Below are 18,736 nucleotides of genomic sequence, written 5' to 3'. Positions count from 1 at the left end.
GGACGTCACCTTCGCCGAGGACGCCTCCACCGTCCACACCGGGACCGCACCCCGCGCCATGGCGACCTTCCGCAACCTCGCCATCGGCGTGCTGAGAATCCTCGGAGCCGACAACATCGCCAAGACCACCCGCGCAATTCATAACGAACCCGAGCGAGCACTCCCCATCCTGGGCATCACTAACGATCCAGACACCTACGGAACTTGATCAAGCCCTGCGTCGCGGCCTACCTGGAGAGGCACCGGGATCGATTAGATCTGCTGCACCCCCAGACCCCGTTCTTCCAGACGGCAGGGTTGCGGACGGTGAAGGGCGAGGTGTTCTCCCTCAACCGCATCGTGGCCGATGTTCCCAACGGCGAGGCGTTCTTCACCGCCAGGATGCCGTCGGTGGAACGTCTGTCGTTCGCCGAGGCGGCTCGCTGGGTCGTGCACGCGCACGCGTTCGACACGTCCGGGATCAAGACCGGCACCGTCGGCGACAGTCGGGTCAAGGGCGGCAAGGTCTACCCGCTGGGCACCGGATGGGCCGGCGCCCTGGGCGGCGTGTTCGCCGAGGGGGACACGCTGCGCGAGACCCTGCTGCTCAATCTGATCGCCTTCGACACCGACGACCTCGACAGGGACGCCGAGGACCGGCCGGCCTGGCGGCGCGAGCCGTGTGGCCCGGACAGCACCCCCCGTCCTGCGAGCGGGCCTGTGGATCTGTACACCTGGCAGTCGCGCCGGGTGCGCCTGCATTACGACAGCGACGGTGTTCACGGCGTCGTCCTGGGCTACGGCGATCCCCTTGCGGCCCGCAACATGCAGCGGCGTGAGCCGATGACGCCGTGGCGGCGCAGTGAGGCGCAGGAGAAGAAGCTGGGCACGTCGCCGGTCTATCTGCCGCGGGAGCACGATCCGGCTCGTTCTGCGTGGCGGGGCCTGGAGGCCTTGGTGGCCGACCGGACGCAGATGTCGCAGAGCCAGCAGGCGGCCGCCTATCTGCGGCCCCGGGTCCTGGACTGGATCGCCCGCCTGGTGTCCGAGGGCTACCTGGAGCGCAACTATCTGGTGCGTGCCCGGACCGTCGGTGCCGTCTACGGGACACAGCAGTCGGTCATCGACGACATCGTCGATGACCGACTGGCGATGCCCGTGGTGCTTCTGCACCGGCGTGAGCGCACGCACGCCCGACAAGCCGTCGCTGCGGCGGGGGATGCTGACCGTGCCGTGCGGGCGGTGGGAGATCTGGCCGCCGATCTCGCCCGCGCGGCGGGGGCCGACGCGGACGGCCCCCAAAAGACGGCTTGCGCCGGCGGTTTCGACCTGCTGGAAGAGCCTTTCCGGCGCTGGCTGGCTTCACTGGCCGACACAGCGGACCCCTTCGCTCAGCGCGAGATGTGGCAGCACCAGGTGTGGCGGCTGCTCACCCGCCTCGGCGCCGGCCTCCTCGATGCCGCCGGTGCTGCGGCCTGGCAGGGCAGGACGGTCACCGGGCCGAAAGGCATCCACTGGCTGAACGCCGCCCTGGCCGACACATGGTTTCGGGCCCGGCTCGCCAAGGCCCTCGGCATCACCGCACCCCGCACGGACGGCAGCAGTCCGCCCACCGCCGCGGAGCCTGCCCTCCCCTCTCCCCGGCCCGGCCCCGGCCCCGGCCCCGACACCGAGCCCGCACTCGCCCCGACCCGCTCCCGCGACCCAGAGGTGCCCGCATGACCACCACCGTCGCCCCACCCTCGGTCCGCCACCGAGTCGCCGAACTCGCCGCTGACCGGATCACAACCTGGCAGCACGGCTACCTCCGTGACGACTCCACGGCACGCGCCGCGCTGGCCCGGCTACGCCGGGGAGCGGGACGCCCCGCAGCCGGCATGCCCGATCTGTGGAGCCTGGTCGACACCGGCCCCCTGCACGAGCGGACCGGCGGGCTCCGTCTGCTGAGCGAGGGAGAACTCACCCGCGCCGAGGACGCCCTCTACACCGCCTGCACCCTGTGGGCACTGCATCAGCAGTCACGCGCCGCCGCCATGCACCGTGCCCACCGACCTGAGCAGCCGACCGGACTGGGAGCCGCCGTGCGACGGCTCATGCCGGCCCACGGCATCGACGAGCCGGTCCGCAAGCGCCTGGTGCGCGCCGCGAACGCACCGGACTGCGTCGTGCTGGCGCAGCGGCTGCGGGAGATCGTGATGCTCTTGCGGCGGGCGGACATCCCGCTCGACTACGGACTGCTGGCCGGAGAGATGTACGCCTGGCAGTGGCCCGGCGGCGCGCAGAGCGTCCGGCGCGCGTGGGGCCGCTCCTTCCACAGCCGGCAGGCGCCGCGCGCCCAATACGACACCCAGCCGACCACCGGCACCGGCCCCGACTTCGACACAAACCCCAAGGACGCCTCGTGAACCGCATCTTCCTGGACGTGCACGCCCTGCAGACCGTTCCGCCCAGCAACCTCAACCGCGATGACACCGGCGCACCGAAAACGGCGATCTACGGCGGAGTACCGCGCGCCCGCGTCTCCAGCCAGGCGTGGAAACGAGCCATCCGCACATACTTCTCCGACGAGCATCTACTCGACCCCCGTGAACTCGGCGTACGGACCAAGAAGATCGTGGAGCTCCTCGCCGACCGCCTCCAAGGCCGCGACCCGTCCCTCGGGCGGGAGACAGCACTGGCACTCGCCGACGAGACGATCAAGGCGACGGGCCTGAAGACCGAGGTCCCCAAACGCAAAGCAGACGAGGCCAAGGCGACCGACGGGGCATCCGATCCTGCACCCGAGGCCAAGTACCTGGTCTTCCTCAGCACCCGCCAACTCGATGGCCTGGCCCGCCTCGCCGCAGACAGCACCCCCGACCCCGCCTCGTACTGGAAGAAGAAGGAGAACAAAGACCAGGCCCGCCAGATCGCGGACACCCGGCACTCCGTCGACATCGCCCTCTTCGGCCGGATGGTCGCCGACGCCACCGACTACAGCGTCGATGCGGCCGTCCAGGTGGCGCACGCCATCGGCGTGCACCGCGTAGAGATCGAGTCGGACTATTTCACGGCCGTCGACGACGAGGCCAAAGAGGAGGAGACCGGCGCCGGAATGATCGGCACGATCGACTTCAACTCCTCCACCCTCTACCGCTACGCCGCCCTCAACGTCCACCAACTGGCCGACACCCTCGGCGAGGGCCTGCGCGAGGACGAGCCCCGAACCGAGCCGGTGCGCCGCGCGGTCGAAGCATTCCTGCACAGCTTCGCCGCCTCACTCCCCACCGGCAAGATCAACACGTTCGGGCATCACACCCTGCCCGACGCCGTCATCGTCAAGCTCCGCACCACCCGGCCCGTCAGCTACGTCGCCGCATTCGAAGACCCCATCCGCGGTGACCAAGGCGGCCACGTCCGCGAAGCCTGCGACCGACTCGCCGCCTACGCACCCGACCTCGAACACACCTACGGCGACCAGGCATCCACCCAGACCTGGATTCTGCGCGTCGGCCCGAACACCCTCAAGCTCGCCGACCTCGGCCCCCAGTCCGAAACCCTCACCGACCTCGTCGCCGCCGTCGGCCAGGCCGTCACCACCCTCCTGGACCAGCCCGCATGAGCACCCTCGGCGTGCTGGTGCTGCGCCTGGCAGGACCCCTGCAGTCCTGGGGGGCCACCTCCCGCTTCGCCGCCCGCCGCACCACCGAATCCGCCCCCACCAAAAGCGGCGTCATCGGCCTGCTCGCCTCCGCGGCAGGCATCCAACGCGGTGACGACGAAGCCCTCGCCCCCCTCGCCGCCCTGCGCTTCGGGGTCCGCATCGACCAACCCGGCACCCGCATACGCGACTTCCACACCGCCCACCACCCGATCACCGGCAAAGCCATGCCCCTCTCGGAGCGCTTCTACCTCGCCGACGCCATCTTCGTCGCCGCCCTGGAAGGCGACCCGGCACTGCTCCACCACCTGCACACCGCCGTCCAAAGGCCGATGTATCCGCCGTTCCTCGGACGCCGCTCCTGCCCCCCGGCAGGGCCCCTCGACCTCGAGTTCCACGCGAACGCCCGCCTGGAAGCCATCCTGCGTGCCGTGCCGTGGCAGGCATCCGCCTGGTACCGCACACACCACCGCCAAACCCTGCCCAGCCACCTGACCGTCCTGCACGAAAAGCAGACAGGCGATCACAGCCCCGCCGACAGCCTGCGCGACCAGCCACTCAGCTTCTCAGCCGCACACCGCCGCCACGCCCTGCGCGACGTAATCACCGGCCAGGTGCCCCGCCCCACCGACACCAGGCACAACCCCCTCCAGCACGACCCGTTCGCCGCCCTGTCCGACGACCTCGACGTCCTGGATGAAGAAGGCGCCTGATGTACCTCTCTCGCTTCCGCATCAACACCGCACGTCCCGGAGCCCGCCGCCTGCTGTCGTCGCCGCAGGCCCTGCACGCCGCCGTCATGTCCTCCTTCCCGCACCTCCTGCCCACCCACCAGCCCGACCCCGACTCCCCACGCGTGCTGTGGCGTCTGGACCAGCAGGCCCGCGCCGAACTCCTCCTCTACATCGCCAGCCCCGACCAGCCCGACATGACACACCTGGTCGAGCAGGCCGGCTGGCCGGCCGCCGCCACCCCCGACAACCCGGGCTGGCACACCCGCCCCTACAAACCCTTCCTCGACCGGCTGAACGCAGGCGACCGGTGGGCCTTCCGACTCACCGCAAACCCGGTCCACTCCATCCGCCGCACGGCAGACGAACCCCGAAAAATCACCGCGCACACCACCCCCCTGCACCAGATGGGCTGGCTACTCGACCCACACCGGCAACAACGCTGCGGCTTCCACATCCTCGAAAAGCCCGACACCCAACGCCTCCAGCCCGCCGGGACCACCCACACAGGCTCACCCCACCCCGCCCACGGCATCGGACGGGCCCGAGCATACGGCTGCGGTCTGCTCACCCTCGCTCCCCACACCGCCCCAGCACAGGACCCCGCATGACGACGGTGACCCGACGCCCAGCACTGACACCCCGACAACTCACCCGAACCGGCGACCGCCTCTCCTTCATCTACCTCGAACGCTGCACCGTCCACCGCGACGCCAACGCCATCACCGCACAGGACGCCGAAGGCACCACCCACATTCCCTCCGCAACCATCGGCACTCTCCTGCTCGGCCCCGGCACCCGCATCACACACCAGGCCATGACCGTGCTCGGCCAGACCGGTGCAGCAGTCTGCTGGGTCGGCGAGCGCGGCATCCGCTACTACGCCTCCGGCCGCGCACTCAGCCGCTCCTCCGCCCTCATGGAAGCCCAAGCCCGGCAATGGGCCAACCCACGCCACCGCCTCACCGTCGCCCGCGACATGTACCGCCTGCGCTTTCCCGACGAAGACCCCTCCAGCCTCACCCGGCACCAACTCCTGGGCTGCGAGGGACGCCGCCTCAAAGACTGCTACCGCGCCGAAGCTGCGCGAACCGGCGTGTCCTGGCGAGGCCGTCGCTACACGCCCGGAAAGTACGCCGACGGCGACCCCGTCAACCAGGCCATCACCGCCGCAGCCCAGTGCATGTACGGAATCGCCCACGCCGTGATCACCTCACTGGGCTGCAGCCCGGCACTCGGCTTCGTGCATTCCGGTCACGAACTCTCCTTCGTCCTCGACATCGCCGACCTCTACAAGACCGAGATCGGCATCCCGGTAGCGTTCGACACAGCAGCAGAAGGAGCAGAGGACATCGGCTCCCGCACCCGCCGCGCCCTCCGCAACCGCGTTAACGAGACGTCCCTGCTCAATCGCTGCGTCGATGACATCAAGAGCCTTCTGCTCGCGGAAGCGCCCAACCCCGCAGCCGCCATCGACCCCGACCGGGACATCGTCACCCTGCACAGCGACGGCAGCAGGAAAGTCGCTTCAGGAGTCAACTACGACGGCCCAGACGACTACCAGGACGTCAGCTGGTGACCGTCATCGTTCTCACCAACTGCCCCGCCGGCCTCCGCGGCTTCCTCACCCGCTGGCTACTGGAAGTCTCCGCAGGCGTATTCGTCGGCAACCCCTCGGCCCGGATTCGCGACACGCTCTGGGACGAAGTCAAGCAGTACGCGGGCGAGGGCCGCGCCCTCCTGGCCCACACCGACCATTCTGAGCAAGGCTTCACCTTCCGCACCTACGACCACGCCTGGCACCCCATAGACCACGAGGGCGTCACGCTTATCCGCCGGCCCAACGCCATCGCCCAAGCAGCGGGTTCACCCAGCACAAGCGGATCACCGCCGACCGGTTGGAGCAATGCCTCAAAACGTCGCCGCTTTGGACGAAAGTGAGATCAAGATGAACAACTTGGGCTGTATGTCGGAATTCGCGAAACTGCTCAAAAATCGCACCTCACCCGAGTGAAGGTGCAGGTCACGCAGTCTGCTCCCCGCACGCGCGGGGATGGTCCCCGGGATCTCCGACGCGCTGCGCCAGTTCGTCTCTGCTCCCCGCACGCGCGGGGATGGTCCCCAGGAGATCGACACGCCGGACATGGCGGACACCTGCTCCCCGCACGCGCGGGGATGGTCCATCGCCGGCTACATCGGCGGCGACAACGTCCACCTGCTCCCCGCACGCGCGGGGATGGTCCCGACATCGGTGATCCCTCCAGCGGGCTCGGACACTGCTCCCCGCACGCGCGGGGATGGTCCCTCGCCGGGCGGCGCGGGTGTCCACCCCTCTCACTGCTCCCCGCACGCGCGGGGATGGTCCCCGGGCCGCCGCCCGGTTCGACGGCGACACCCACTGCTCCCCGCACGCGCGGGGATGGTCCCGGTTTGGCCGAGGAGTTGGGCTCGGGGGCGATCTGCTCCCCGCACGCGCGGGGATGGTCCCTCCAGGACTTCGTCGCCGGCACAACCGCGGGCCTGCTCCCCGCACGCGCGGGGATGGTCCTGAACGCGGCTGCGCTGGCGAGCCAGAGCAGCCCTGCTCCCCGCACGCGCGGGGATGGTCCCGAGGAGTAGGCAGATGATCAAGGGCATAGACGCTGCTCCCCGCACGCGCGGGGATGGTCCCACGAGGGTCCTACTCCTGACTCAAATCGTTCTCTGCTCCCCGCACGCGCGGGGATGGTCCTCGGGACGAGAAAGCGATGTGCATTGTGAGTGCCTGCTCCCCGCACGCGCGGGGATGGTCCCGCGCCGAGCAGGCCGAGACCGCGATCGCCCGGCTGCTCCCCGCACGCGCGGGGATGGTCCCAGTCGACAGGTGCACCCCGCCCCGCCACCCGACTGCTCCCCGCACGCGCGGGGATGGTCCCTCCACGCCATGATCGAAGGAATGCGGGCCGCCCTGCTCCCCGTACGCGCGGGGATGGTTGCAAGGGTGGTGGTGGGGGGCGAGGCGTTGCGGTGCCTGCTGGTCCGCCGCGGGATCACCTTCCAGGGCGCCAAGGGCGTGGAAGGTTTTCCCGGCCTGGAGTGTGGCGCGAAGGTCGACCGGATCGAGCGGGTGCTGGAGTATTTCGTGGACCGTGTTGTCGCGTTCGACGGGTTCGGTCCGTTCGGCATCAGGCCTACTGCCGGGTCGTGGTGGGTCGGACAGGGTCGGCCCGAGGGGCATCCCGTGGCCTGTCACTGTATTCACGGGGTGCGTTATTTTCACGGTTGCTACCTGGTCGGCGACACGCTGTGGGGCGTCAAGCGGTCGTGAGGAGGGGGCTGCGGACACGCTGAGGGCGCTGGGGTCGATCCGGGGGCACGCCTGGATGGCGCTCCGATCTATGTCTTCCTGGACAATCTGTCCGCCCACAAGGGCGATGCCGTCCGGCGCTGGGCAAGGAAGAACCGGGTTCAGCTGTGTTCACCCCGACCGACGCGTGGGTCAACCCCGATCGGGGCCCACTTCGGACCGCTGCGGCAGGTCGCCGTCGCCAACTCCCACCACCGTATCCACACCGCGCGGACCTGAGCCGTCCACGCCTTCCTCCGCTGGCGCGACGCGAAGGCCCGCCATCCTGACGTGCCGGGCGCCCAACGTCGCGAACGCGCCCGTATCCGCGGGGGAGAAGGCATCAGTCGGGGCGGTCGACGTCGGGCAGTCGCTGCCTGAATCTGCCCGTACTTTCCGGTGGCCACGTACTACGGTGGGATACATGTCCGGGACCTCCGTGCGGGATTTCTACGACGATTTGGCCCACGATTACCACTTGATGTTCCGGGACTGGGACGCAAGCATGGCCTGCCAGGCCGAGGTGTTGGGTGGGCTCGTCCGCCGGTCTCTCGGCGCGGGCCCGCATACCGTCCTGGACTGCTCGTGTGGGATCGGCACCCAGGCCATCGGGCTGGCCCTGGCCGGGCACCGGGTCGTCGGCAGCGACCTGAGCCCGGTCGCCGCCGCGCGCGCCGCCGCCGAGGCGGCGGCCCGAGGCAGCCGGCTTCCGGCCGCTGCGGCTGACATGCGCCAACTGCCGTTCAAGGAGAGGTCATTCGACGCTGTCCTCTGCGCGGACAATTCACTCCCGCACCTGCTCTCCGGGCAAGATCTCCGGGCGGCACTTCGCGGCATGAGACGGGTGCTCCGAGACGACGGACTGTTGATGGTCACTGTCCGGGCCTATGCCGAGACGCGTCAGACCAGACCCACTGCGACACCTCCCCAGGTCTCACAGACACGCGACGGTCAAGTGATCACCTTCCAGCTGTGGCACTGGCATGAAGACGGCGAGCGCTACGACCTGGAGCATTTCCAGTTGATCCCCGCGGACAACACCTGGCATGTCCGAGTCCGCCGGAGCACCTATTGGGCGCTGACGCCCCGGCAGTTGACAGAGTTTGTGACTGAAGCCGGCTTCACCAACATCGCCTGGCACAGTCCGACCTCCAGCGGGTACTACCAGCCCGTGCTCACCGCACAGCGCGCTCTCTCAGCGCCGTAGTCCGGACATGGGTGTGCCCGGGTTGGGGTTGGTGAGGAGTTCGTTGATGAGCTGGGTAGTCTCCATCTCCGGTGAGCAGTCGAGTGTCTGGTTGACCTTTTGGAGGCGGGAGATGGCTGTGTGGAGTCCTTGTCGGTTCCCGGCCGCATACTCGATCCTGAGCCAGTCTCGGTAGAGGAGTTCGGCGGTGTTGTCTACGTCGAGTCCGGTGGTGATGGCTTGGCGGGCCGCGCTGAGGTCGTGGTGCGGGCCCGCAGACGTGCGGTATGTGGCCACCGTGTGGGCCACGTCGGTGATGCGCGTGACTATTTCCTGCTGGTAGGGCTCGGCCCAGGGCAGGGGTTTGCCGCCGAAGGGCCGGCCGCGCACCAACGTGAGCGCCTTCTCCAGATCGGTCAGGCCGGAGGGGCCCATGGGGAGGGCGTGTTCGACGAGTTGGAGGAAGCGGCTCCAGTCGCAGCGTACGGCGGGGGCGAGCTGGTATGGGTCCTGGCGGGAACTGCGGCGTGGTACGTAGGGGTTGCCGGCGGGGTCGTTGCCCAGGGAGCGGCGCAGGCCCTGCAAGCGGGCGTTGAGGGTGCTCGAGGACCAGGGATTGGCGGGGTCCATGTCGGTGCACAGCGCGTCTGCACTTCGGCCGGGCCGGAAGAAGAGCAGTGCGGCGAGCTGTGCCATGCGCGGACCGTGGCCGGTGCTGTCCACGCCGGTCACCTCAACGGGGCCCAGCACCCTTATCTCGGGCGTGTGCAGGTCATGCGCCTCGCGCTCCTCCGCCGCCGGCGCTTCGCGCTCCTCGAGCGAGGTCTCGGCGGTGTCGGTCTCCGGGGCCTCGTCGCCGGCTGTGGTCTCGGCGGCGGCTCGGGGTGCGGGCGCTGGGGGTGAAGGCATTGCCTCGGGGCCCGGGCCGGGATTGTTGCCTGCCGCGGTCGCGGGCGCGGTCGCGGGTGTGGGGGTGGGTGGGAGTCGCAGTGCGGTCGGATCGGCGGTGGCGGCCAGCAGTGCCGGGAACACGCTGCTGCCCGGGTCGGATGCGGCGGCCGGTGACATGCTCGGGACGGCGGCGTCCGGGGCCGTGGCCGGCGCGGTGTGGTCGGGCTGCTGCAGGTGGTCGGGTTCGTCCGGGATGTCCTTCCAGGGCCCTTCGGCGGGGTGGGGCGTTTGCCCGGACACCTTCAGTGCCGTGGTGATCTGCAGGTAGGCGGGGTGTTCCAGGCGCTGCAGTGTGATGGCGACGCCGGCGTGGTCGAGGTTTTGGGGTGTGTGGAGGGAGGCGTTGAGGATTTCTGCCTCGGGGAAGTGCGCGGCTGCCGTATTCGTGGGGGCGATCAGGGTGACGGGGACCGTGCCCGCCTTGTCGATGGCATCGGCGAACTGCCAGGCGGTGTCCGCGTCCAGAGACGACGCGCACAGCAGCAGATACGGCTGATGGTCGGTTTCGGGCATCTGGTGCGCTTCCAGGAGTCGTTCGCTCAGGTCGCGCAGGGCGTGCGCGGCTTGGCGCATGTGGGCGATCCGCGCGGTGGGCAGCAGTTGCGGCAGGTCCTCGCCGAACCCGACGGTGACGACTTCGACTTCGCTGGCCCACGGGCTCATGCCGAGTTCCAGCGCGAGTGAGGTGCACACCTCGGTGATGTGGACGCAGTTGCCGTCCAGCAGCAGCGCGGGCAGCTGCGCGAGGTTGAGGAGCAGGAGATCGCCCGTCTGGGTGTGGCCGATGGTGACCAGCCCCGGATACGGTGCCGGCACCTCGCGGGCGGCGTCCTCGTCCAGGAGGACGGCGTCGGAGGGCAGGGCCCACCATCCGCCCTGCCCGGAGGCGAAGGGCGCGGCGGGGTCCGCGGTGAGGTCCTCGGGCAGTACCTCCAGCGTGCGGGTACCGATCCGGGCCGCCCGCAGGCGCGGCAGGACCGCGTCGTGCTCGCGGGCCGCCTGGTGGGCCAGCGTCCGCAAGCCCAGGTCCAGGCGGGTAGCCCTGCCCGGCTCGGCGGCCGCCGCCAACCGGGCCTCTGCCGCGGACGTCTCCGAGGCGATGGCGATCGTCTCGCCGGGCTTGCGGCGGCGGCGCTGCAGCGTACGCCGCAGGGCGAGAGCACCGGTGATGGCGGCCGCCAGCAGCGCGCCGGCACCGAGAACGGTGCGCAGGTCCAGCGGGCTGCCGGCCGGCGCCGTCGCCGGGGTCTGGGACGCCGGGGCGGCGGGGGAGGAGCCGGCAGCGGTGGACGCTTCAGCCGACGCCGAAGGGGAGGCGGCAGAGGGCGACGCGCTGACGCTGGGCTGCGGGCTCGCAGCGGCCGTTGCCGACGGCGATGCCTGATCCTGTCCGGGCTGCTCGGCAGGGCGGCTGGCCGGTGCGCTGGGGGCCGGCGACAGGGGCGCGGGCGGGGTGGTCTGGCTCGGCGCGGGCGGCTGGCCGGTGCCCGCGCCCGGCTTCTGGCCGGCCGGGTCGGTGGTCTCCTGGCTGCCCGCCTCATCACCCTGGTCACGGTCCCGGGACGGCCGGCCGGGCTGGGCGCCGGGCACGGTGACCTGCTGCCCCGCATAGATGACGTTCGGATCGGTGATCGCGGGCAGACCATGCGGCTGCTCCCGGCCCCGGCTGGCCTTGAACAGCTCGGGCCATTCGTCGCCGTCACCGAGCTCCCGTTCCGCGATCTTCGACAGGTAGTCGCCCGAGTGGACCGTGACGACATGCTCGCCCTTCTCGCCGACAGCCGGCGCGCCCTGACCCGACCGCGCACGAAGGCCTCCCCCTCCCGACGTGTCGGGCATCTTCAACTGCCAGCCGGGCTGCAGAAAGCTGTCCGTACGGAAGGTCGTACCGCCGGCCATGGTGTGGCCTGCGTTGAGAGCAGCGATCTCCCGCCACCGTTCCCCGTCTCCCAACTCCCGCTCGGCGATGCTCCACAGGCTCTCCGCGGGCCGCACCTCGCGCACCGTGTACACCCGGCCTTCATCCAGGGAAGTGGCCTGCGCCCTGTTCTGTGGTGCTGCGTCCCGGGTAGCTGTGGCGGGGTGGCCCGTGCTGTGGCCCGGGCTGCGGGTGGCGGTGGTGGTTGTCGCGGCGTGGGCGTCGGAGGCGAGAGCGGAGTTGGCGGGCAGCAGGACCAGGATGCTGCCGACCAGGAGGGCTGCGGCGCGCTGGGAGGCGCCCAGGCCGCGCGGGGCGTGCCAGTGGCGGCCGCGCAGCTGCGCGGCGAGCTCGCGCAGGCAGCAGAACGTGAATTGTGCCCAGCCGATCCAGCCGACGGTGACCAGGATGAGCAGGAAAGCGGATCCGGTGTCCTGCCGGTCCAGCAGGTGCGCCAGGTCGTCGTGGGTCGTCGCCCAGATCACGGGGGTGGCCCAGGCGAGGAGCAGCGGCAGGCCTGCGATCGCGGCTGCCAGGACGAGCAGGCTCACGCAGGCCTTGAACAGGCGGGCCGGGGTGCTGGTTGGCATCGTTACGTCAGGGTCCTTCGGGTGCGGTGACGCCGTGCAGGAGGGTGGCGGTGGCGTGGCCGGTCACCGGCAGCGAGCCGATGCCGACGGCCGACAGGAACGTGGTGTTGCTGGAGCCGTGCACGGTGACGGTGACGGTTTTGCCGTCGCCGGAGACGCTGACCGTTCCGCTGGCGCCGGCGGAGCGCAGGTAGGCCTGGGCGGCCGCCGCCGCGTCCTGCGGGTCGGTGACGATAGCCTTGCCGGTGACGGCTTTCGCGGGGTCGATGGCCTGTCCGCCGGCCCGCGCCGCCTCACCGGCGACGTAGTCGGCGCGTTCGGTGGCGGCCATCTTCGCTCCGCCGTCGACGGCCACACCGATGATGCCGATCAGCCCCAGGACACAGATGGCGACGAACACCGTTACCCCGCCCCGGTCGGTCCCCTCTGGTCCTGCCTTCGGCCAGGTCATCACGCCCCCCGCTGCCGGTAGAGGTCGACGACGGACGTGGCCGTGGAGGTCAAGGTGCGGGCTCCGGGGGCACCGGGCAGCAGCAGGTCGGACAGCTGGACGGTGCAGTCCACCGTGACGGTGATGGTGCCGAGGTGGCCGACGGGAACGCTGACGCCGCCGGCGTCGACGTGCACGTTCGTCGACGAGCAGGCGATGCCCTGGTCGGTGAGGGACTCGGCTGCCGCGGCGTGGGCGGCCAACTGCGCGGCGGCCGCGGTGCGGTGGATGGACGCCTCCCGTGCCGCGTCCTCGGCGGCCGCGTCGATCTTCGCTTCGGAGGTGACGATGCGCCCGCCGGCCAGCGCCAGGCACAGGAACATGATCAGCGATGGGAGGACGATGGCAGCCTCGATCGCGACACTGCCCTCATCGGGTCCGCGCCGTGCGGACCATCGGCCTCTGTGCATCCTGTTCACTCTCCCGAGGTCGTGAAGCGCTCCACCGCACCGGACGCGCTCTGGTGGACCTGCAGCCCCGCGACGCCGGGGATCATCGACATGGCCGTGCCGCTGACCTGCACCCGCACCCGCTGTCCGTCGCTGCCCGCGGTCACGGTGTATCCGGCGAGGCTGTCGCCCGCGGTGCGGGCCAAAACGTCGCGGGCGCGGGCCGCCCCGTCCCTCGGGCCGGCCTGGTAGGCGCGAGCGGCGGCGGCTCCTTCGCGGGCAGCGGTCAGCGCGATCTGCCGGGCGAAGTACCACATGGACGCCTGGATGACCGCGATGGTGGCGAGCAGTATGAACGGAAAGACGATCGCCATCTGGATGGACGCGTCCCCCCGGTCGTCTCCCCACCGCCTCCCCTGCCACCACTCCTGCAACCGTTCGGCGCGCATTACAGGCCGGACAGCTTGCCGTTGTACTTGGAGATCACCACGGCGATCGTTCCGGCGATGAGGACGGCGCCGGTGACGGCGGCCACCCAGATGATGACGGTCGTGGTGCTGATGTCGCCGCGGTCCGGCCGGCGCCTGGCCTCGGTGAGGCCGTCCTGCACCCGCGTGGTCAGCCAGTACAGAGCCCGGTAGGTGTGGGCGGCGGTGTTCCTCATGATCTGTTCCTCATTCCTCTCTGCGACGTGGGTGGGAGTGGTGCGGGTTCAGACGGTGAGCATGCGGATCACGGCGGGGAAGGCCATCAGCAGCATCACCAGCACGGCGAGCAGGGCACCGGGGGCGGTCATCTTCTCGCTGGCCGCGTTCGCCTCCGCCGCCTGATCGGCGAGGAGTTCGGCGTTCAGCGCCGCGGTGCGGGCCCGCAAGGCTTTGTAGACGGCGGCGCCGTCGGTGGCGGAGCCGCGCATGATGTCGGCGACATCGCTCAAGCCCGGTAGGTCGTATTCGGCGGCGAGCTCTGCGAGCGCCTGGTACGGGGGGATCTTCTCCAGCCGGGCCCGGCGCAGCGCGCCCTGCAGGAACAGAAACGGCCAGCCCCGCCCGACCTCGGCGGCCTTCTCCAGCGCCTCCGCAGGGCCGGCGTCGGCGGCCCGCTTCAGTGCCACCAGGTCCAGGTAAGCGGACAGGGCGTGCGCGAACTCCTCACGTGCCCGCTTGGCCTGGTCGCGTACGGCGAGGTCGGGGGTGACGAACAGCAGTCCCGCGATGAGCAGGCCGGCCACGGCCGGGACGTAGAACGGCACGCCGATGCCCGCGATGATCCACGGAGCAGTGGCGATGACCGGGCACAGCAGCCCCGCTGCGGCCAGCGCCGTCTTCTTCAGCATGAACTGGCCCCGCCCCTGACCGAGCAGCGCCAGATCGACGGCAGGCACGCGGACGCCCGGCAGCCGTTCGAGGCGGGCGAGCAGCCACCGCCCCCACACTTCGTCCCGGCTCACATCCGGTTCGGGCATGGTCAGCGTGGCCGGTGCACTGCGCGCGAGGGCGGCCGCCAGGGCGGGCTGGGGGCGCAGCAGTTCACGGATCATCAAGGCGAGTCCGGCGCCGACCGTGCCGCCGGATGCCACCACGGGAAGCAGGTTCACGAAACAGCTCCTTCGGGCAGCCGGCCGGGCGCCGCCGGGTCGGAATCGGGGCAGGGAGCGGGGGCGGGCAGGTGGACGGTGCTGGACGGGTCGGTGACCAGGAAGCGCGGGATGCGGCGGAAGTTGCCCAGCTGCCGCATCAGCGCCAGCACACCGACGAAACCGGCGGTCAGGAACGCGAGCACGAGCTGCCCGAGCAGCGTGGAGTAGGGGCGGGTGTAGGAGGGGACGAAGAACCCGGCGACCACGACACCGACGGTGATGATCGTCATCCAGCGCACCGTGGTCCGCGGCTTCGCCCGGTCGGCCTCAATCGCCCGCTTCTTGGCGACCTCCTCACGCACCGCCCCCGCCAGGTCCTCCAGCGCCTGCGCGAGCCCCGGGCCCCGGTCGTTGACAGAGAGGATCAGCGCTGCGACCACCTTGTCCGCGGTGACGTCGCCCAGTTCGTCGGCGAACGCGCGCAGCGCTTCCTTCGGGCGCCAGCCCAGCCGCAGCCGGTCGGAGAGGTTGACGATCTGCCCGGTGAGCTCCTCGGGGGCTCCCTGCCGGCTGGTGATCATCGCCTGCTCCAGGCCCATCCCCAGCCGCAGCAGACCTGCGAGGCGCTGCGTCCACTCGGACAAGCCCTCCAACTGGCCGATGCGGTCCTGCGCGAGCTGCGCCGGGCTGATCAGCCACGGAACACCGACCACGCCCGCACCGAGCAGCAGCCCGCCCACGAAGTTTCCCGAGACCAGCCACACCACGACGAACACGACGACGGCCGAGGCCCACAGGGTGCGGCGGCGCAGCCGGACATCCTCGCCGGGCGCGGCACCGGCCCGCCGGGCCTGCAGGCGTTGGCGCAGCGGCGCGCGCAGTGGGGCGGTCGTACCCACGACACCGGCGACGACACCGATCAGACCGGCGACCAGGGTCATCCCGCACAGCAGTGCCAACAGCAGCGTCATCGCCCTGCCACCACCTTGAGCGGCAGCGGCGCCGCCCACGCCCCGTACGGCTGTTGCAGCAGGGCGGAGTCGAAGCCGACCCGGCGCAGGTCGTCGACGCAGCCCGGATCCATCCGCGGCACGGCGCGCAGCTCTGCGAACTCGCGGCCGGGGGAGAAGACCTCGTTGGTGGCCAGGCGCCCGTTCTCCCCGATCCCGGTCAGCTCCAGGACGTGGGAGACGTAGCGGTGACGGCGGCCGCCGATCTGCGTCTCATCGGTCATGTCGACGTAGACGATGAAGTCCAGACCGTTCGCGGTCTGCCGGTAGGCGAGCTGCTCGGACAGGTTGTCCTGGGCGAGCGCGTACAGTTCCGCGATGCGGTCGAAGACGATGTCCGGCCGTCGGGCGTGGATCGTGCACAGGTTGCCGCCCGACCCGTTGGTGAGCGCCTGCATCATGGCGACGACCTCGGGGCCGCGGACCTCGCCGACCACGATCCGCTCCAGCGACATCCGCAGCGCCGGATGCATCAGATCCAGGAGTGTCACCTCGCCGGCGCTGCGCCCCGTCACGTCGCGTTCCCCGTTGGACTCGCGCCCGACCAGGGAGACGACCTGGCGGTGGTAGCCGTTGGCGTGGGCGAACAGCTCGTCCTCGGTCTGGATCGTCGCGAACCGGGTCTCGGCGTCGAACTCCTTCAGCATCGCCCGCAGGAGCGTAGTTTTGCCCGCCTTCTGCTTGCCCGCGATCATGATGTTCTTTTCAGCGCGCACGCACGCGCCGAGGAACTCACGCAGCACGGGATCGATCGTCCCGAGATGCACCAGGTCGTCCAGTCCGGCGTGGGAGACCCGGTGCCGGCGGATGACGGCATACGTCATCGGCCCCAGGCCGGTGATCGCCTGCAGACGGGAACCGTCCTGCAGCGACAGCGCCAACGTCGGGTTCGCCGTGGAGATCGTCCGCTCGTTGTGACCGGACCCACGGGCCAACTCCCGCAGCAGTTCCAGGAGCTCGTCCTCAGAGTCGGCGATCGGGCCGACCATGCGGCGCTCGCCGTCGCCGTAGTCGAGCCACACCTCGCCCGGGCCCTGGATGATGATGTCCTCGACCCGGTCGTCGTCCAGGTATGGCTGGAGCCGGCCCGCCCGGAACAGCAGGTCGTAGACGGCACGCCGCAGCGCCTCGTCCTGATGCGGCGACATCGCCTGCGCGTCCGACCACAAGGCCACGGCCTCGTTGATCCAGTCCAGGCAGCGCTGCTCCTCACCGGCCCGGTCCATGTCCGGCGTGGTCTTCAGCAATTCCTCGCGCTGCTTGGCGACCTGGGCGGCGATATGCCGGGCCACCCGGTAGTCGACCGTCACCTGCGGCACGTCCGGCCCGAGGGCGCGCGTGCCAGATGCGGCGCCCCGCCGCGGATTGGCGGGCCGGGGCCCGGGCGGCGGGGCCACCGTGGGGTCATTGTGCAGGGGTCTACCGCGCACTGGGCACCCCCGATGCGAGGGCGGCGCGCGGATCGAGCCGGGAGCGACGGACCGCCGCCCGCTGCACCACCAACGCCCCGGCCGTGCGGAAGGCCTTCATTAGCTTCGTGCGGGTGTAGTGGCGGGGCTGCGCATCGCCGTCGGACAGCACCCGGGCGTCATCCGGCGCATAAGGGAGGGTCGCCACGACAGGCGCCCGGAGCACGCGCTGCACCTCGCCCGCCGGGTAGGGGCCCTGGTCGATGACGAGCAGACCGACGTCCCCGACGCGTTCCTCGAGCTGACGCACCCGGCTTTGGGCGGACTGCAGGCAGCGCAGCGTGTTGCGGACGACGACGATGACGGTGTCGGCCTGGTCGGCGAGGACAGCGGAGGGGCCGAACGCGCCGCGTCGTCCGAGGTCGATCAGGACGTCGTGTCCGTGGTCGGCCTCGATGCCGCGGAACATCTGCGCCATGCCCTTCCACACCGATCCGAGGCTGGCGGCCTGGCCGGTGTCGGTGATGCCGGGCAGCAGCAGCCGGTCGGCCGGCGAGTCGGCGCCCTTGTCCTCGCCGCTCAGGTCGATCAGCTGACGCCAGAACGCCTCGCCGAACTCGCCCTTGCGTGCGGCGACCGAGAGGTTGGGCAGCCCATACCGGTCACCGAGCGCACCCTGCAGCAGGCCGTGGAGCACGGCCCCGCCGTCGGGGTCGCACTCGGCGAGGATCATCTTGCGGCCCGGCTCCAGCGGCCAGGTCAGCAACAGGGCAAGCGCGCTGGTGGTCACGCCGGGCGCGCCACTGCAGCCGGCCAGGGCTATGACAGCCATCAGCGGCCGTCCGGGGCCGCGAGGACCAGGCGCAGGGTGCCGGACGACACCCACGCCGCGGCGATCGGCCCGTCGGTGGCCGACGTGGCGACGTCGACGACCACCACTCCGGTGCCCGGCGCTGCGGCGGAAGCCTTCACCACCCGCCCGGCAAGCGTCCTCGGCCCGTCGCCGGACGGCTTGTCGGTCTCCGTCTCACCCTGCGCCGGAACGTGGACCAGCTCGACCTTCTGCCCGGGCACCAGCGCGGTCGCCGGGATCTGCTCCGGCTTCAGGCCGATCGGCACCAGCTGCTCGCCTGCCTTTACCAGGCTGTCCTTTGTCACCTGCGAGGGGGCCAGCAGGGAGCCGGGCCGCAGCTCCACGGCCGCGCGCTTGCCGACGACCTGGTCCAAGTGCGCGGCGGTGACCACCCTGACCGCAGGATCGAGGGAGATGGAGGCCTTGCCCAGGTCCTGCTCGGTGAGGACCTGGCCGACCTGGACATCGCGGACCACGGTGACAACGTCGGTGCGGTGCCCGACCTGCAACAGCAGAACGGCGACACCGGCCCCGCCCGCTGCGATCAGTCCCAGCGACAGGGCGATCACGCCCGGACGGCGACGGCGCGCGGACACCCGGGGCGGGCTCACGGGGCCGGCCACCCCCGTCTGCTGCGGCAGCCCGCGCTCGGCGACCGCTATTGCTTCCTTCGTCTTGCTCAATGT

At 70.7% G+C, this 18,736-nt stretch carries 19 protein-coding genes, 1 pseudogene and 1 CRISPR repeat array; of the genes and pseudogenes, 10 read left to right on the top strand and 10 right to left on the bottom strand.

The features are described 5' to 3' along the window. From ACGFS9_RS30485 to ACGFS9_RS30440, 10 genes and pseudogenes are all read left to right on the top strand, one after another. A pseudogene (locus ACGFS9_RS30485) lies at nucleotides 1-208 on the top strand (ISAs1 family transposase); the annotation flags it as partial. After that, nucleotides 205-1,701, top strand: a complete 1,497-nt coding sequence (gene casA / locus ACGFS9_RS30480) for a type I-E CRISPR-associated protein Cse1/CasA (RefSeq protein WP_393257672.1) — start codon at nucleotides 205-207, stop codon at nucleotides 1,699-1,701. The pseudogene ACGFS9_RS30485 and the gene casA, both read left to right, overlap by 4 nt. Continuing rightward, nucleotides 1,698-2,384, top strand: a complete 687-nt coding sequence (casB, locus tag ACGFS9_RS30475) for a type I-E CRISPR-associated protein Cse2/CasB (protein ID WP_393257670.1) — start codon at nucleotides 1,698-1,700, stop codon at nucleotides 2,382-2,384. Before casA ends, casB begins: the two co-directional genes overlap by 4 nt. Further along, nucleotides 2,381-3,580, top strand: a complete 1,200-nt coding sequence (cas7e, locus tag ACGFS9_RS30470; RefSeq protein WP_393257667.1) for a type I-E CRISPR-associated protein Cas7/Cse4/CasC — start codon at nucleotides 2,381-2,383, stop codon at nucleotides 3,578-3,580. Before casB ends, cas7e begins: the two co-directional genes overlap by 4 nt. Next, nucleotides 3,577-4,332, top strand: coding sequence for a type I-E CRISPR-associated protein Cas5/CasD (cas5e, locus tag ACGFS9_RS30465; protein ID WP_393257664.1), 756 nt, complete (start codon nucleotides 3,577-3,579; stop codon nucleotides 4,330-4,332). The genes cas7e and cas5e overlap by 4 nt, the downstream gene beginning before the upstream one ends. Then, nucleotides 4,332-4,961 (top strand): type I-E CRISPR-associated protein Cas6/Cse3/CasE, encoded by a 630-nt coding sequence (locus ACGFS9_RS30460; RefSeq protein WP_393257662.1) that lies wholly within the window; start codon nucleotides 4,332-4,334, stop codon nucleotides 4,959-4,961. Before cas5e ends, ACGFS9_RS30460 begins: the two co-directional genes overlap by 1 nt. Beyond that, on the top strand, nucleotides 4,958-5,929 hold the full coding sequence (gene cas1e / locus ACGFS9_RS30455) for a type I-E CRISPR-associated endonuclease Cas1e (RefSeq protein WP_393257659.1): 972 nt from the start codon (nucleotides 4,958-4,960) through the stop codon (nucleotides 5,927-5,929). Before ACGFS9_RS30460 ends, cas1e begins: the two co-directional genes overlap by 4 nt. Then, a complete protein-coding gene (gene cas2e / locus ACGFS9_RS30450; protein ID WP_393257656.1) occupies nucleotides 5,926-6,291 on the top strand; it encodes a type I-E CRISPR-associated endoribonuclease Cas2e in 366 nt (121 codons plus the stop codon). The genes cas1e and cas2e overlap by 4 nt, the downstream gene beginning before the upstream one ends. A 91-nt stretch (nucleotides 6,292-6,382) precedes the next feature. Further along, nucleotides 6,383-7,326: a CRISPR direct-repeat array (repeat unit 28 nt; unit sequence CTGCTCCCCGCACGCGCGGGGATGGTCC). Nucleotides 7,327-7,330: 4 nt separating this feature from the next. Next, a complete protein-coding gene (locus ACGFS9_RS30445; protein WP_393257654.1) occupies nucleotides 7,331-7,657 on the top strand; it encodes a hypothetical protein in 327 nt (108 codons plus the stop codon). Nucleotides 7,658-8,099: 442 nt separating this feature from the next. Beyond that, nucleotides 8,100-8,882, top strand: coding sequence for a class I SAM-dependent methyltransferase (locus tag ACGFS9_RS30440; RefSeq protein WP_393257651.1), 783 nt, complete (start codon nucleotides 8,100-8,102; stop codon nucleotides 8,880-8,882). Here the strand turns inward: ACGFS9_RS30440 and ACGFS9_RS30435 are convergent. Genes ACGFS9_RS30435 through ACGFS9_RS30390 form a run of 10 tightly spaced genes read right to left on the bottom strand, consistent with a single transcriptional unit; the run spans nucleotide 8,871 to nucleotide 18,733 of the window. Further along, entirely contained in the window at nucleotides 8,871-12,320 is a 3,450-nt protein-coding gene (locus ACGFS9_RS30435) for a hypothetical protein (protein WP_393257649.1), read from the bottom strand. The two genes, ACGFS9_RS30440 and ACGFS9_RS30435, sit on opposite strands and share 12 nt — an antisense overlap. A gap of 7 nt (nucleotides 12,321-12,327) precedes the next feature. Continuing rightward, nucleotides 12,328-12,771 carry a Tad domain-containing protein gene (locus ACGFS9_RS30430; protein ID WP_393257646.1) on the bottom strand — a complete coding sequence of 148 codons (444 nt, stop codon included), beginning with the start codon at nucleotides 12,769-12,771 and terminating at the stop codon, nucleotides 12,328-12,330. Then, nucleotides 12,771-13,220: a TadE family protein gene (locus ACGFS9_RS30425; RefSeq protein WP_393257644.1), complete on the bottom strand. Its 450-nt coding sequence runs from the start codon at nucleotides 13,218-13,220 to the stop codon at nucleotides 12,771-12,773. The genes ACGFS9_RS30430 and ACGFS9_RS30425 overlap by 1 nt, the downstream gene beginning before the upstream one ends. Nucleotides 13,221-13,225: 5 nt before the next feature. Beyond that, complete coding sequence (locus tag ACGFS9_RS30420; protein WP_393257642.1) at nucleotides 13,226-13,648, bottom strand: TadE/TadG family type IV pilus assembly protein; 423 nt, start codon at nucleotides 13,646-13,648, stop codon at nucleotides 13,226-13,228. Then, nucleotides 13,648-13,863: a hypothetical protein gene (locus ACGFS9_RS30415; protein WP_393257639.1), complete on the bottom strand. Its 216-nt coding sequence runs from the start codon at nucleotides 13,861-13,863 to the stop codon at nucleotides 13,648-13,650. The genes ACGFS9_RS30420 and ACGFS9_RS30415 overlap by 1 nt, the downstream gene beginning before the upstream one ends. Before the next feature lie 48 nt (nucleotides 13,864-13,911). Then, nucleotides 13,912-14,796 (bottom strand): type II secretion system F family protein, encoded by an 885-nt coding sequence (locus ACGFS9_RS30410; RefSeq protein WP_393257637.1) that lies wholly within the window; start codon nucleotides 14,794-14,796, stop codon nucleotides 13,912-13,914. Then, nucleotides 14,793-15,749: a type II secretion system F family protein gene (locus ACGFS9_RS30405; protein ID WP_393257634.1), complete on the bottom strand. Its 957-nt coding sequence runs from the start codon at nucleotides 15,747-15,749 to the stop codon at nucleotides 14,793-14,795. The genes ACGFS9_RS30410 and ACGFS9_RS30405 overlap by 4 nt, the downstream gene beginning before the upstream one ends. Further along, nucleotides 15,746-17,218 (bottom strand): CpaF family protein, encoded by a 1,473-nt coding sequence (locus ACGFS9_RS30400; protein ID WP_393257632.1) that lies wholly within the window; start codon nucleotides 17,216-17,218, stop codon nucleotides 15,746-15,748. The genes ACGFS9_RS30405 and ACGFS9_RS30400 overlap by 4 nt, the downstream gene beginning before the upstream one ends. Next, nucleotides 17,208-18,029, bottom strand: coding sequence for a hypothetical protein (locus ACGFS9_RS30395; protein ID WP_393257630.1), 822 nt, complete (start codon nucleotides 18,027-18,029; stop codon nucleotides 17,208-17,210). Before ACGFS9_RS30395 ends, ACGFS9_RS30400 begins: the two co-directional genes overlap by 11 nt. Next, a complete protein-coding gene (locus tag ACGFS9_RS30390; RefSeq protein WP_393257627.1) occupies nucleotides 18,029-18,733 on the bottom strand; it encodes an SAF domain-containing protein in 705 nt (234 codons plus the stop codon). Before ACGFS9_RS30390 ends, ACGFS9_RS30395 begins: the two co-directional genes overlap by 1 nt. Nucleotides 18,734-18,736 lie beyond the last annotated feature (3 nt).

The sequence above is a fragment of the Streptomyces sp. NPDC048566 genome (genome assembly GCF_043199735.1).
Taxonomy (GTDB): domain Bacteria; phylum Actinomycetota; class Actinomycetes; order Streptomycetales; family Streptomycetaceae; genus Streptomyces.
The sequence above is the reverse complement of the archived record's forward strand: the minus strand, read 5'-3'. Positions and strand labels throughout refer to the sequence as shown.